The sequence below is a fragment of the Streptomyces sp. NPDC007917 genome, assembly GCF_042959105.1.
Lineage (GTDB): Bacteria > Actinomycetota > Actinomycetes > Streptomycetales > Streptomycetaceae > Streptomyces.
On record NZ_JBIBKK010000010.1, the window covers coordinates 18,922 to 32,627 of the forward strand.

A 13,706-nucleotide genomic window follows, 5' to 3' on the forward strand; every position below is an offset into this window, starting at 1 on the left:
GCCGACACCGCACGGCCACGCGGACACACAGCCACGCAGACATGACGATGGCCCGGTCTCAGGCAGATCTGCCGTCGATCCGGGCCATGGCGTCCTCCGCGCCGTACGGCTGCAGGTATGGCAGCCAGCGCGGGTCCCTATGCCCTGTGCCGATGATCCGCCAGGCGAGGCCCGACGGCGGCGCCGGCTGATGGCGCAGCCGCCAGCCGATCTCCGCGACATGGCGGTCGGCTTTGACATGGTTGCAGCGACGGCACGCGGCCACCACGTTCTCCCACGTGTGCTGGCCGCCGCGGCTGCGGGGGATGACGTGGTCGACGCTGGTCGCCACGCCACCGCAGTACGCACATCGCCCGCCGTCGCGGGCGAACAGGGCACGGCGGGTGAGGGGGACGGGGCCCCGGTAGGGCACCCGGACGAACCGTTTCAGGCGGACCACGCTGGGTGCGGGTATGACATGGGTCGCGCTGTGCATCAGGGCGCCTGAGTCCTCAAGGCTGACGGCCTTGTCATTGAGGACGAGTACGAGCGCGCGGCGGAGCGGTACGACGCCGAGCGGCTCGTACGACGCGTTGAGGACCAGGACATGCGGCACGGGTGCCTCCTTGTACGCCGGCGGCGCGTGGCTCGCGCCGGGACGATCTCCCCCAGTTTCCCCTGAACCCTGGCCGGAACGCCACCATCACCGGGTTAACGGTTGAGAGGCATTTCCGCGTACCGCGCGCATACCGCCGGAAGAGCGGAATCCGGCGGCCCTCCGGACCGGCGGACACCCATGGGAGTGGCGAGAATCACGAGGCATCCGGGGCCGCGGCGGAAACCACCGGGCTGACGCCCTCACCCCGCTCTTGTACGCCCCCTCGGCGCCCTCACGCGCTCTCGAACACAGGAACGGCACATTCCCGGGCCCGGCTACTGTGTGAGGGGTTGCGCGCGCGGTCCTCCGTGCGGGCATGTCGCACATGAAGGGTTTCGCTGTGTTCTGGTCCGCTGCTCCGGCCGCAGACGCCACGCCTACTCCCACTCCCACCACCCCCGGCGCTCCCACCACGCTGAAGGACGCGCAGCAGAGCGCCACCAACGCCGCGGGCTGGGTGGAGGAGAACTGGTCCACCTGGCTCAGCATCGGGCTGCGCATCGCCCTGATCCTGGTGATCGCGTTCGTGCTGCGGTCCGTCGTGCGGCGCGCCATCACCAAGCTGATAGAGCGCATGAACCGCACCGCCCAGGCCGTGGACGGCACGGCGCTGGCCGGGCTGCTGGTCAACGCCGAGCGGCGGCGCCAGCGCTCCGCGGCGATCGGCTCCGTGCTGCGCTCCGTCGCCTCGTTCCTGATCATGGGCACCGCGGCGCTGATGATCCTGTCGACGCTGCAGATCAATCTGGCGCCGCTGCTGGCCAGCGCCGGTGTCGCGGGTGTGGCCATCGGTTTCGGCGCCCGCAACCTGGTCACCGACTTTCTGTCCGGCGTGTTCATGATCCTGGAGGACCAGTACGGGGTCGGCGACTCGATCGACGCCGGGGTGGCCTCCGGCGAGGTGATCGAGGTCGGGCTGCGCGTCACCAAGCTGCGCGGCGACAACGGCGAGATCTGGTACGTGCGCAACGGCGAGGTCAAGCGGATCGGCAACCTCAGCCAGGGCTGGGCCACGGCCGGTGTGGACGTCCAGCTCCGCGCGGACGAGGACCTGGAACGGGTCCGCGCGCTGATCACCCAGGTCGGGGTGGACATGGCCAAGGAGGAGCCCTGGAACGAGCGGCTGTGGGAGCCGATCGAGGTCCTCGGGCTTGACGCGGTCTACCTGGACTCCATGGTCGTGAAGGTGTCGGCGCGGACCATGCCGGGCAAGGCGCTCGGCGTCGAGCGCGAGCTGCGCTGGCGGATCAAGAAGGCGCTGGAAGAGGCGGGGATCCGCATCGTCGGCCGCCCCCTGGACCCGGATCTGCAGCCCGAGGACGCCGCCGACGCGGCGACGTCGACCGTCGCGGCGCCGTCGGCCCTGTCCAACCCGGACTCCCCGCAGGCCCTGGCCGCGTCCCCGATCCCACCGCCCGCCGCGCCGCCCGCCGCCCCGCCGGCCGCCCCGCCGGTGCAGAAGTAAGCCGGGAAGCAGCCGTACGCACAGCCGCGGTGGTCGCGCGGCTGTGCGTACGGGGTCCCGGGCTGTGGGGGGCTCAGGCCGTGACGGTCAGCGTGTTGCTCCAGACCAGACGGCCGTTCTCATAGCGCTCGTCGTGGGCGCTGAAGTGGACGCGCTCGCCCGGATACGCCCCGTAGAGATAGACGATCGGGTTGGGGCAGACCAGCAGCGGCGGCAGCGTGGCCTTGGGGTCCACCGGGACGGAGATGTTCCCGGACGGGTCGGAGGTGGTCTGCAGCAGCGTGGGGCTGGTGCGGAGGTCGGAGAGGGTCACGGTGCCGCAGGTCGGCACCGAACCCGAGACGGCGGTCCTGACCCACACCCGGTGGCTGGGCAGGAAGCCGCTGCCGGTGAGGGTCTTGGACTGGATGTCGTAGCTGATCAGCGTGGGCCCGGCGGCAACCCGCGCGACGGCCGCGGGCGCCGCCGCGGCCTGGGTGGCGGGGACGAGGAGGGTGGTGGAGACCGCGAGGGCCGTGCCCACCGCGAGCGCGGCGCGGACGGCGAGTGTCTTCAGGGTCCTGGGAGCGCGCATGATGGTTCCTCAATTCCGGTGGGGATGGCGTCAGCCGGGAGTCAGGCGTCGGCGACCCGGTAGTAGAAGTCCCTGAACTCGGTGTTGACGTAGGGGCTCTGGAGCCAGCCGCTGGGCTGGTGGATGCTCGTCACGCCGTTGACGTAGCCGAGGGTGGTGTCGGGGTCGACGTTCATCAGCCAGCGGCCGCCCCGGGAGAGCCCGCCGTCCGACGGAGCGCAGGGAAGCTCGATGCCCCCGAAGGAGGCGGCGCGGGTGTAGCCGCCGCACCCGGAGGGGATCTGCGCGTTGACGGAGTATCCGTTGGCGCTCACGAACTCCTCCCTGGGCTGGTTCCAGGCGAAGCCGTCGCCGCCGACCCTGTCGACGAGCCGTTGGCCGGACTCGTTGGGGTGGGTGGTGGCCAGCCCGAAGTCGTAGTTCATATTGCCGTCGTCGATCCAGGCGTTGAACGTGTATCCCCAGTCGCCGACGAACTTGCCGTAGGGCGCGCTCCCCCTGAAGTACCCGGGAATGAAGACCCAGTTGTTCATCCAGGCGTGTGCGGCCCGGCTGTACACACAGCTGCCGGAGGTGACCACCAGCCGGCGCGAGCCGCTGTTCAGCGCGTTGCCGTCGCAGGCCTTGTCCTTGCCGTCGAACGGATCGACGTACAGGATCCGCCCGACGCGGATCGGGATCTCGTCGGCCGCGGTGGGCGCACCCGGGCTGCTCGCCGCGGCCGGGGGTACGGAGCCGGGCTCGACAGTGGGCTCGGTGGCGGGAGCCGCGATCTGCCGCTGGGCTTGCTCCATGGCGCCCCGGGCCGGGCCGCCGCCCTGGTATGCGGCGTGCCGCATCCGCTCGGGCGTCCAGTAGGCCCGTACCGCTTCGGCGGCCTCGGCCCGGGCGGCGCCCCGGCCGCCCCCGGCCTGGATCAGCGCGGCCGAGGCCGCGCCCCCGCCCTTCGCCCTGCCTGAGCCGTTCGGGCCGCCCTTCGCCCCGCCCGAGCCGACCGCCCCGCCCTTCGCCCCGCTCGAGCCGTGCGGGCCGTCCGACGCGGCCCGCGCGCCGCCGGCCCCGGCGGCGACCGCGAGCAGCACGGCGATGAACACCGCGAGCGGCCCTCGTGAGGTTGTTTTCATGCGCTCCCCGTTCTCTCGACTGCCTGCGACGGTGGCAGTCACCGCTGGACCACCGGTGGAGGAACCCTCGGCTCCGGCCCCGGCCCGCCCCGGCCCGCGCCGGTCCGCCGCCGCCCGCCCACTGACCCGGCCGCGCCCATTGACGGCCCGCCGCCCCGCCCCTTACCTTGCTGTTCATCAATAGGAAAGTTTCTTAACAGAGAAGTTCGAGCGATACGGGGGCACCCACCATGGCCGCATCAGGCACTCCGGGAACGCCGCGCGTGCTGCGCGCCATGAACGACCGGGCCGCGCTGGAGTTGCTGGTCGCGCACGGGCCGCTGACCAGGACCCGGCTGGGCGAGCTGACCGGGCTCTCCAAGCCCACCGCCTCCCAGCTGCTGACCCGCCTGGAGGCCGCGGGGCTGGTGCGGACGACCGGGAACGTCACCGGCCGCCCCGGGCCCAACGCCCAGCTGTACGAGATCAACCCGGCCGCCGCCCATGTCGCGGCGCTCGCCGTCGACCAGGAGGGCATCACCGCCGCCGTCGCCGACATCACGGGCCGGGTCCTCGGCGAGCACCGGGTGAACGCCGAGGCGACCGCCGAGTCGGTGCGCAACCGCACCGGCGAGCTCGTCGCCGAGGCCGTGGACGGCGCGCTGGCCGCCGCCGGGCTCACCCGGGACGATCTGCGGCAGACGGTGATCGGCACCCCCGGCGCGCTCGACCCGCACACCGGGGTGCTGCGCTACGCACCCCATCTGCCGGGCTGGCAGTCCCGCACCATGCGGGACGAGCTGGCCGAGGTGCTGGGCACGCCCCTCGTGATCGAGAACGACGTCAACCTCGCGGCCGTCGCCGAGCAGCACCACGGCACCGCGCAGGACTTCGACGACTTCGCGCTCGTCTGGGCCGACGAGGGCGTCGGCGCGGCCATCGTGCTCGGCGGCACCCTGCTGCGCGGGGCGACCGGTGGCGCCGGGGAGATCGGCTATATGCCGCTGCCGGGGGCTCCGCTCGCACGCGGCGGGGACGACAGTGCCGCCCGGCCGGACGCGGGCGGGGGCTTCCAGAAGCTGGTCGGCTCCCCCGCCGTGGTCGAACTGGCCCGGGAGCACGGCATCGAGGCGCCCACCGCCGCCAAGGCGCTCGCCGCCGCGCTGCGCACGCCCGGCGCGGGCGACGCCGTCCTCACCGAGCTGGCCCGCCGCCTGGCCACCGGGCTCGCCTCGGTCGTGGCGGTGGTCGACCCGGAGCTGGTGGTGCTCTCCGGGCAGGTCGCCCAGGCCGGTGGGGAGCGGCTGCGCGAGCTGGTCGAGGCCGAGATGACGGGGCTCGCACTGCCCCGGCCGCGCTTGCGGATCAGCGCCATCGAGGGGGATCCGATTCTCATCGGCGCGCTGCAGACGGCGCTCACCGATGCCCGTCACACCGTCTTCGACACCGCCTGAGCCTTCGACCCGGTTCCCCCTGTCCCCGACAACCCCTGGTCTCGAATCGCCGTACCCAACCCCCCGCCCGGCGCCCCGCACCGCCGCTTCCCTGCCGTCCCCCCGTGCACAAGGAAGTCCGTCCATGCCACGACGATCACCGGTCCCTCTCGCGGCGGCGCTCTGCGCCGCCGCCCTGCTCCTGACGGGCTGCGCCAACCCGAGCACCGGCAGTGCCGACGACGATCCGACCGAACCGGTCACGCTCACGTTCTGGCACGGCTGGTCGGAGCCGAACGAAGTCAAAGCGATCAACGACAGCATCGCCCGCTTCGAGAAGCTCCACCCCAACATCAAGGTGAAGTCCGTCGGCAATGTCACCGACGAGACCATCAACCAGGCGCTACGGGCCGGCGGCGGTGACGCCCCCGACGTCGTCACGTCCTTCACCACCAACAACGTGGGCCAGTACTGCTCGTCCGGTATGTGGGTGGATCTCGACCCGTTCATGCAGAAGACCGGTCTCGACAAGGAGAAGGTCTTCCCCAAGACGCTGCTGAACTACACCAGCTACGAGGGCAAGCAGTGCGCGCTGCCGCTGCTCGCCGACGCCTACGGCATGTACTACAACAAGGACGCCTTCGAGGAGGCGGGCATCGCGCGCCCCCCGCGCACCATGTCGGAGCTCAAACGGGACGCCGCCAAGCTGACCGAGCGCACCAAGGGCGGCGGCTATGAGCGGGTCGGCTTCATGCCCGACTTCCGGCTCTACCAGAACAGCCCGGACCGGCTCTTCGCCCAGTGGGGCCCGACGTACTTCGACAAGCACGGAAAGGCGCGGCTGGAGAAGGAAGGAAAGATCAAGGACTTCTACGCCACCGTGCGGGACCTGATCCAGGAACAGGGCGGTTACGGGCCGCTGGAGACCTTCCGCACCTCCTTCGGCGATGAGTTCTCCTCCCAGAACGCGTTTCTGACCGGCAAGCTGGCCATGCACCTGGACGGCGAATGGCGCGGCCTCTTCCTCAAGGACGCGAAGTTCAAGTGGGGCACCGCCCCGCTGCCCGTGCCCGACGACCAGGCCGACACCTACGGCCGGGGCTATCTCACCGGCACCGTCACGGGTATCGCGCACAGCAGCAAGCATCAGAACGCCGCCTGGGAACTGGTGCGTTTCCTGACCGCGGACACCGATCAGGTGGTCGCCTTCGCCAACGCCATTCACAATGTGCCGTCCACCAAAGCGGCGCTCGCCTCCCCCGAGCTGGACTCCGATCCGACCTTCCGCACCTTCCTCGACATCGCGCAGAACAAGCACAGCAACGCCCTTCCGCCCTCGATCAACGGCGGACAGTACGTGACCTCGCTGCAGGACTTCTCATACGACGTGGAGGCGGGAAAGGTCCATGACCTGGACAAGGGCCTCAGAGAACTGGACGACCAGATAGACGCCGATATTCTCCAGGCGCAGGACTGACGGAGGGCGACATGGCCACGATGACAACGAACGCGCCCGCCCTGCGCCGCAAGCATCTGCGCGAGCGGCTGCGCACCGTCGGTTTTCTCTCGCCCTGGCTGGTCGGCTTCACCGTCTTCTTCGGCTATCCGCTGATCGCCACCGTCTACTTCTCCTTCATGCACTACAACCAGATCAAGGCGCCGACCTTCGTGGGCCTGCGCAACTGGCGGTATGTGCTGGAGCAGATGCCGCTGTTCGGGCCGGCGCTGTGGAACACGGTGTGGCTGGTCGTGGTGATGGTCACGCTGCGCGTGGTGTTCGGCCTGGGCATCGGGCTGCTGGTCACCAAGATCAAGTCAGGCGTCGGATTCTTCCGGACCGCCTTCTACCTTCCCTATCTGGCCCCGCCGGTCGCCGCGACCGTCGCGTTCGTCTTTCTTCTCAACCCCGGCACCGGCCCGGTGAACGACATTCTCGGCACGTTCGGGATCGACGCGCCGAACTGGTTCAACGACCCGGCCTGGGCCAAGCCGTCGCTCGTGATGCTGTCCCTGTGGGGCATCGGCGACCTGATGGTCATCTTCATGGCCGCGCTGCTGGATGTGCCGAAGGAGCAGTACGAGGCGGCCGAGCTGGACGGCGCCGGGGCGTTCACCAGGTTCCGCTATGTCACCTGGCCGTCGATCACGCCCATTGTGATGTTCGCGGTCGTGACGGGTGTGGTGCAGACCATGCAGTACTACACGCAGGCCCTGGTCGCCGGGAAGCTGGCCTCGGGCGTCAGCATCGGCCCCGGCACGGTGATCCAGCCCGGCTACCCCGACCACTCCACGCTCACCGTGCCCCAGCTCGTGTACTCGCTCGGCTTCCAGAACTTCAACACCGGGGCCGCCTGTGTGCTGTCGCTCGTGCTCTTCGCGATCGCGATGGCCGTCACCACCCTGCTGATGCGCCGGCGAGCCGGTCTGCTGTCGGCGGACGACTGAGAAGGCTTAAGGGGACCAACCGTCATGACCACCACCCTCTCGGCTCCGTCCGCGCCGGCGCGGCCCGCCGTCCGCCCCTCTTCCGCCCCGGCCGCCCGCCGCAAGGCCGCACTGCACTGGATCGCCGTGCACGCGGTCGCCATCGCCGCGGCCCTGTTCTTCGTGCTGCCGTTCGTCTTCGTCTTTCTGACCTCGGTGATGAGTGACAGCCAGGCGATGAGCGGCGATCTGTGGCCCGACGCATGGCACTGGTCCAATTACACCGAGGTCTTCAACACCCCGGGTTTTCTGGACTGGTGGCGCAATTCCCTGATATACGCGGGGCTCGGTACGGCGTTCACGCTGATCTCCTCGGTGCCGGTCGCCTACGCGCTCGCCAAATTCCGCTTCCGGGGCCGTCGCACCGCCATGATCCTGGTCATCTCCACGATGATGCTGCCGCCGCAGGTCGTGGTGGTGCCGATGTATCTGGTGTGGGCCCAGCAGTTCCATCTGTCGGGGTCGCTGTGGCCGCTGATCATTCCGATGGCGTTCGGCGACGCGTATTCCATCTTTCTGCTCCGGCAGTTCCTGCTGACGATCCCCGGGGAATATCTGGAATCCGCGAAGGTCGACGGCTGTGGGGAGCTGCGGACCCTGTTGCGGATCATCGTGCCCATGGCCAAGCCGGGTATCGCGGCCGTCGCGCTGTTCCAGTTCTTCTACTGCTGGAACGACTACTTCGGCCCGCAGATCTACGCCGCGCAGAATCCGGGCGCCTGGACGCTGTCGTACGGCCTGGAGAGCTTCAAGAGCGCGCACAGCGTCAACTGGAATCTGACGATGGCCGCGACACTGCTGGTCATGGCCCCCGTCATCATCGTCTTCTTCTTCGCTCAGAAAGCCTTCGTCGAAGGCGTCACACTGACAGGAGTCAAGGGTTGAAGCTCGCAGTGGTGGGTGGCGGATCCACCTACACCCCCGAACTCGTCGACGGATTCGCCCGCTTGCGGGATGTGCTGCCGATGGAGGAGCTGGTCCTGGTCGACCCGTCCGCCGACCGGCTGGAGCTGGTCGGCGGGCTGGCGCGGAGGATCTTCGCCAAGCAGGGCCACCCCGGCCGGATCTCCTGGACGGATGACCTGGACGCGGCCGTGGACGGCGCGGACGCGGTGCTGCTGCAGCTGCGCGTGGGCGGGCAGGCCGCCCGCGACCAGGACGAGACCTGGCCGCTGGAGTGCGGCTGCGTCGGGCAGGAGACCACCGGCGCGGGCGGGCTCGCCAAGGCGCTGCGCACAGTCCCGGTGGTGCTGGACATCGCCGAGCGGGTGCGCCGCCGCAACCCGGACGCGTGGATCGTGGACTTCACCAACCCTGTCGGCATCGTGACCCGTGCGCTGCTGACGGCGGGGCACCGCGCGGTCGGGCTGTGCAATGTCGCGATCGGCTTCCAGCGGAGGTTCGCGAAGCTGCTGGGCGTGGCCCCGGAGGAGGTGTCGCTGGACCACGTCGGTCTCAACCACCTCACCTGGGAGCGCGCGGTGCGGCTCGGCGGCCCGGACGGCGAGGACGTGCTGCCCAAGCTGCTGGCCGAGCACGGTGATGCGATCGCCGGCAATCTGCGGATGCCGCGTACGTTGCTCGACCGCCTCGGCGTCGTCCCCTCGTACTATCTGCGCTACTACTACCAACACGACGCGGTCGTACGGGAGCTGGGGACCAAGCCGTCGCGGGCGGCCGAGGTCGCGGCGATCGAGCGGCAGTTGCTGGAGATGTACGCCGATCCGGCGCTCGACGAGAAGCCCGAGCTGCTGGGCAAGCGCGGCGGCGCCTTCTATTCGGAGGCGGCGGTCGATCTGACCTCGTCCCTGCTACGGGACACTGGTGAGGTGCGCATCGTCAACACCTTCAACCGGGGCACGCTGCCCTTCCTCCCGGACGACGCGGTGATCGAGGTCCCCGCGGCCGTGGACGGGCGCGGCGCGAGCCCGCTGCCCGTCAGCCCGCTGGAGCCCCTGTACGCGGGGCTGGTCGCCCATGTCACCGCGTACGAGGACCTGGCGCTGGAGGCGGCGTTGAAGGGCGGCCGTGAGCGGGTCTTCGACGCCCTGCTGGCGCACCCTCTGATCGGCCAGATCGAGTACGCCGAGAAGCTGACCGACACTCTCATCGCGCACAACCGGGAGCACCTGGCGTGGGCCTGAAGCAGTCCCAGGGCGTGAGCGCCCATCCGCCGAGTGCGTCCGTCCTGGCGGTGGACGCGGGCAACAGCAAGACCGACGTGGCGCTGGTCGGCCCGGACGGGGCGGTTCTCGGCACGGCGCGCGGCGGCGGCTTCGCGCCGCCCGTCGTCGGCGCCGAGGCCGCGGTGGCCTCGCTGGCCCCGCTGGTGGCGCGGGCGGCGCGGGCCGCCGGGTTCGACGGGCCGCCGTCGACCGAGCATGTCTCGGCCTGCCTGGCCAATGTGGACCTACCGGCCGAGGAGGAGCAGGTGACGCCGCTGCTGGCGGCCCAGGGGTGGGGGGCGAGTGTCACGGTCGCCAACGACACGTTCGCGCTGCTGCGGGCCGGGGTCGCGGACGACGGTGAGCCGACCGGTGTGGCCGTCGTCTGCGGCGCGGGCATCAACTGCGCGGGGCTGGGCCACGGAGGCCGCACCGCGCGGTTTCCCGCCATCGGCCGGCTCTCCGGCGACTGGGGCGGCGGCAGTGATCTGTCGAAGGAGGCGATGTGGTGGGCGGCGCGCGCGGAGGACGGCCGTGGTGCGTCGACGGCGCTGGCCCGCGCCCTGCCCGAGCACTTCGGCCTGGCGACCATGTACGAGTTGATCGAGGCGCTTCATCTGGGGCGGATCGCCCCGGCGCGGCGCCATGAGCTGACGCCGGTGCTCTTCGCGGTGGCCGAGTCGGGTGACGGGATCGCGCGCGCCGTCGTCGCCCGGCAGGCGGAGGAGGTGGTCACCATGGCCACGGTGGCCCTGACCCGGCTCGAACTGCTCGGTGAGCAGACGCCGGTGGTGCTGGGCGGCGGTGTGCTCGCGGCGCGCCATCCGCTCCTGGACGACCGGGTCCGCGAGCTGCTGGCCGAGCGCGCGCCCAAGGCCGAGCCGAGGGTGGTCACCGCGCCGCCCGTGCTCGGAGCGGCCCTGCTCGGTCTGGACCGCACGGGCGCGCCGGCGGCGGCGTACGCGGTGCTGCGCGCGCATTACGCCCGGGGCTGAGGACGCCGATTTTCCAGGTCGGGGCGGGTGATTGGGAACCGATCCGCGCCGAGAAGCGTATGAGAAGTTGGGAGAAGGAGGACGACGCGGACACCCCGGGGCCGGCGGCTCAGAGGCGAAGATCGCGATCGGGCCAAGATCCGGGCACGACCGGTGTGCTCGTCGTCGGCTGCGTCCATACTGCTGCCCGGACACCTGTCCCCCGCCGCACCGGGCGACGGGCCGTCGACAGTGACTGAGGGGTCAGGACCGAGGGGGAGGTCTCGTGGCATACCCGCCGACCACCGGCGCGGCCGGAGCAGCGGCCGCGCCCGCGTTGTCGGGGCGGCGGCGGGCCGCGTGGCGGGAGGGCATCGGGCGGGCCCGGGCCGCGGCGACGACGGAGCCGGGGCGGCTGCGGGTCATCGGGGCCGTGCTCGCGGCGTTGGTGGTGGCGTTCGGGGCGGTGACGGCGTGGCAGGTCTCCGACCGGCAGACCGCGGCGGACGCGGTGGTCGAGCACAGCCAGCCGCTGAGTGCCGACGCGGCGAGCATCTACCGTTCCCTGGCCGACGCGGACACCACCGCGGCGAGTGCCTTCCTGGCCGGCGGGCAGGAGCCGGCCGAGGTGCGGCGGCGTTACGAGGCGGATATCGACCGGGCCGCCAAGCTGCTGGTGCGGGCCGCGGCCAATACGGAGGGCTCGGCCACCGCCCGCGAGGAGATACGCCGGATCAGCGAGCTGCTGCCGGTCTACGCGGGTCTGGTCGAGTCGGCGCGGGCCAACAACCGCCAGGGGCTGCCGCTGGGCGGGGCCTATCTGCGGTATGCCAACGACACCATGCGGCAGCGGCTGCTGCCGGCCGCCGGACGGCTGTACCAGGCCGAGACCGCGCGGCTCGGCGAGGACTACGAGGAGGCGACGGCCTGGCCGTGGGCGGCGATCGGCATCGGTGTCGCCGCGCTGGCCGCCCTGGGCTGGGCCCAGCGCCGTGACTTTCTGCGCACCAACCGGGTGTTCAACCGCGGGCTGCTCGCCTCCGCGGCCGCTTCGGCGGTGGCGCTGGTGTGGCTGGCGGTCGGCCATGGCCTCGCCCGCTCCGCGCTGAACGACTCCAATGACCATGGGGCCAAGTCCCTGCATGTGCTCAACGAGGCCCGGATCGACTCGCTGCGCGCCCGCGGCGACGAGAACCTGACGCTGGTGGCACGCGGCGCGGTCGTCGTCGACAAGGAAGGCAAGGACAAGGGCAAGGACGCCTACGAGGTGGGCTATGCCGAGCAGATGTCGGGCCTCATAGGCGATGACGGCGCGGATGCCGGGAGCGTCGCGGGCGGGGGCAAGTCCGGGGCCGCCCCCGGGAGCCTGCTGGCCCGGGCGCGGGACCTCGCGGACGACGACGAGGGCCGCGCCCCGGTGGACCAGGCCATCACGCGCGTACGGGAGTGGCAGGTGCGCCACAAGGCCGCCCGTGCCGACGACGACGCGGGCGACTACAAGGACGCGCGGGCGAAGGTCATCGGCGGTGAGGGCAGCACGGGCGAGTCGTTCGACAAGGTCGACGATCTGCTGGCGAAGGCCCTGGACCACGAGCAGCGGGAGTTCAAGCGGGCGGCGGACGACGGGCGGGGCGCGCTGGGCGGGCTGGCGCTCGGCGCCGGGGTGCTGGCCGCGCTGGGCGCGGCGGCCGCGCTGCTGGGCATGGGCCGCCGGCTGGCGGAGTACCGGTGAGGGCGATGGGGGGTCTGAGGATGCGAGCGGGGCGATCAGTGCGGTCGGGTGCCGCGGCGGCCGTCTGCGCCCTGGGGGTGGCCACGGCGATCTTCGTGCCCGCGGCGCTCGACGACCAGGGCGGCGGGAGCGGGCACGGCGGCGGGGCCGGGGCGCGTCCGCGGGCGGTGGGGACGACGGCGGCGACCACCACGGGCAAGTGTGTCCGGCCGGAGGCCAGCCTGCGGCCGTCGAGCGCGAGCGGCCCGGCCATACAGCGCATCAAGAACCGGAGGGTCGACGGCCGCAAGCTGGGCAAGCTGATCGCCGGGGTGGACCAGAACAGCTACCGCTGGGGCTACCGCGACCCGGCCACCGGTGATCTCACCGGCTTCGACATCGAGTTGGTGCGCGCCATCGCCAAGGACATCTTCGGCGATCCCGACGCGGTCATCTACCGTGCCATCCCCACCAGCCAGCGGATCAAGGCCCTGCAGCAGGGGAAGGTGGACATCGTCGTCCGCACGATGACCATCAACTGCGACCGTCTGAAGGACGTCGCGTTCTCCACCGCCTATTTCAAGGCGGGGCAGCAGGTGCTGGTGCCCGAGGGCTCCTCCGTCACGGGGTACAACACCTCGCTGCGCGGCAAGAGGGTCTGCACGGCGCAGGGTTCCACCGCCGAGGCCGAGCTGGACAAGGAGAAGGGCGGCGCGAAGGACCTGGGTGCGATCAAGGTCGACCCGGTGCCCAACCAGCTCGACTGCCTGGTCAGGCTGCAGCTCGGCCAGGTGGACGCCGTGATCACGGACAACGCCCTGGCGGCCGGGCAGGCGGCTCAGGACCCGTCCGTCAAGCTCGTCGGCAAGCCGTTCACCGAGGAGTTCTACGGCGTGGCGATGAACAGATCCGACGAGGACCTGGTACGCCGGGTCAACAAGGTGCTGGAGGAGTACCGCTCCGGCGGTGACAACAGCCCCTGGATGCGGGCCTACCGCAAGTGGCTCGCCGAAGATCTCGGCAGGACGGAGGAGAATCCGGCGGCACCGGCCCCGGTGTACAAGGACTAGCGCCCAGGGAGCAGCGTCCATGGACGGGCAGCGAAGGACGGGCAGCCGCCGAGGGTTGGCGCCGGGCGGGCGCGCGTAGGGATGCACGCG

The 13,706-nt window shown here is 71.2% G+C and carries 12 protein-coding genes; 9 read left to right on the plus strand and 3 right to left on the minus strand.

Annotated elements, in window-relative coordinates; translation table 11 throughout:
* Window positions 1-58: 58 nt before the first annotated feature.
* On the minus strand, window positions 59-595 hold the full coding sequence (locus tag ACFZDL_RS21260; RefSeq protein ID WP_353594136.1) for an HNH endonuclease: 537 nt from the start codon (window positions 593-595) through the stop codon (window positions 59-61).
* Between the two features lie 367 nt (window positions 596-962).
* On the opposite strand from ACFZDL_RS21260, the gene ACFZDL_RS21265 reads away from it, so the two are divergent.
* Window positions 963-2,102, plus strand: a complete 1,140-nt coding sequence (locus tag ACFZDL_RS21265) for a mechanosensitive ion channel family protein (protein ID WP_353594135.1) — start codon at window positions 963-965, stop codon at window positions 2,100-2,102.
* 73 nt (window positions 2,103-2,175) lie between these two features.
* On the opposite strand, the gene ACFZDL_RS21270 is transcribed toward ACFZDL_RS21265, so the two are convergent.
* Window positions 2,176-2,676 (minus strand): hypothetical protein, encoded by a 501-nt coding sequence (locus tag ACFZDL_RS21270; RefSeq protein WP_353594134.1) that lies wholly within the window; start codon window positions 2,674-2,676, stop codon window positions 2,176-2,178.
* Window positions 2,677-2,717: 41 nt separating this feature from the next.
* Window positions 2,718-3,800: a hypothetical protein gene (locus ACFZDL_RS21275; RefSeq protein WP_353594133.1), complete on the minus strand. Its 1,083-nt coding sequence runs from the start codon at window positions 3,798-3,800 to the stop codon at window positions 2,718-2,720.
* A gap of 230 nt (window positions 3,801-4,030) precedes the next feature.
* On the opposite strand from ACFZDL_RS21275, the gene ACFZDL_RS21280 reads away from it, so the two are divergent.
* The 8 genes from ACFZDL_RS21280 (at window position 4,031) to ACFZDL_RS21315 (ending at window position 13,616) form a co-directional block, all read left to right on the plus strand.
* Window positions 4,031-5,233, plus strand: a complete 1,203-nt coding sequence (locus ACFZDL_RS21280; RefSeq protein ID WP_353594132.1) for an ROK family transcriptional regulator — start codon at window positions 4,031-4,033, stop codon at window positions 5,231-5,233.
* 124 nt (window positions 5,234-5,357) lie between these two features.
* The gene (locus ACFZDL_RS21285) at window positions 5,358-6,689 is read left to right on the plus strand and encodes an ABC transporter substrate-binding protein (RefSeq protein WP_353594131.1); all 1,332 of its coding nucleotides are present in this window, start codon (window positions 5,358-5,360) and stop codon (window positions 6,687-6,689) included.
* Window positions 6,690-6,700: 11 nt separating this feature from the next.
* A complete protein-coding gene (locus tag ACFZDL_RS21290) occupies window positions 6,701-7,657 on the plus strand; it encodes a sugar ABC transporter permease (RefSeq protein WP_353594130.1) in 957 nt (318 codons plus the stop codon).
* Window positions 7,658-7,681: 24 nt separating this feature from the next.
* On the plus strand, window positions 7,682-8,581 hold the full coding sequence (locus tag ACFZDL_RS21295) for a carbohydrate ABC transporter permease (RefSeq protein WP_353594129.1): 900 nt from the start codon (window positions 7,682-7,684) through the stop codon (window positions 8,579-8,581).
* The gene (locus tag ACFZDL_RS21300; RefSeq protein ID WP_353594128.1) at window positions 8,578-9,840 is read left to right on the plus strand and encodes a 6-phospho-beta-glucosidase; all 1,263 of its coding nucleotides are present in this window, start codon (window positions 8,578-8,580) and stop codon (window positions 9,838-9,840) included. Before ACFZDL_RS21295 ends, ACFZDL_RS21300 begins: the two co-directional genes overlap by 4 nt.
* Window positions 9,831-10,856 carry a BadF/BadG/BcrA/BcrD ATPase family protein gene (locus ACFZDL_RS21305; protein ID WP_353594127.1) on the plus strand — a complete coding sequence of 342 codons (1,026 nt, stop codon included), beginning with the start codon at window positions 9,831-9,833 and terminating at the stop codon, window positions 10,854-10,856. The genes ACFZDL_RS21300 and ACFZDL_RS21305 overlap by 10 nt, the downstream gene beginning before the upstream one ends.
* 265 nt (window positions 10,857-11,121) lie before the next feature.
* A complete protein-coding gene (locus tag ACFZDL_RS21310; RefSeq protein ID WP_353594126.1) occupies window positions 11,122-12,567 on the plus strand; it encodes a hypothetical protein in 1,446 nt (481 codons plus the stop codon).
* A 5-nt stretch (window positions 12,568-12,572) separates the two neighbouring features.
* The gene (locus tag ACFZDL_RS21315; protein WP_353594125.1) at window positions 12,573-13,616 is read left to right on the plus strand and encodes a glutamate ABC transporter substrate-binding protein; all 1,044 of its coding nucleotides are present in this window, start codon (window positions 12,573-12,575) and stop codon (window positions 13,614-13,616) included.
* Window positions 13,617-13,706: the final 90 nt, after the last annotated feature.

Excerpts from the sequence above, each read along its gene's own strand:
- ACFZDL_RS21290 (WP_353594130.1), top strand. The coding sequence starts at position 6,701 with ATGGCCACGATGACAACGAACGCGCCCGCCCTGCGCCGCAAGCATCTG.
- ACFZDL_RS21270 (WP_353594134.1), bottom strand. The coding sequence starts at position 2,676 with ATGCGCGCTCCCAGGACCCTGAAGACACTCGCCGTCCGCGCCGCGCTC.
- ACFZDL_RS21295 (WP_353594129.1), top strand. The coding sequence starts at position 7,682 with ATGACCACCACCCTCTCGGCTCCGTCCGCGCCGGCGCGGCCCGCCGTC.
- ACFZDL_RS21315 (WP_353594125.1), top strand. The coding sequence starts at position 12,573 with ATGGGGGGTCTGAGGATGCGAGCGGGGCGATCAGTGCGGTCGGGTGCC.
- ACFZDL_RS21265 (WP_353594135.1), top strand. The coding sequence starts at position 963 with ATGAAGGGTTTCGCTGTGTTCTGGTCCGCTGCTCCGGCCGCAGACGCC.
- ACFZDL_RS21285 (WP_353594131.1), top strand. The coding sequence starts at position 5,358 with ATGCCACGACGATCACCGGTCCCTCTCGCGGCGGCGCTCTGCGCCGCC.
- ACFZDL_RS21280 (WP_353594132.1), top strand. The coding sequence starts at position 4,031 with ATGGCCGCATCAGGCACTCCGGGAACGCCGCGCGTGCTGCGCGCCATG.
- ACFZDL_RS21275 (WP_353594133.1), bottom strand. The coding sequence starts at position 3,800 with ATGAAAACAACCTCACGAGGGCCGCTCGCGGTGTTCATCGCCGTGCTG.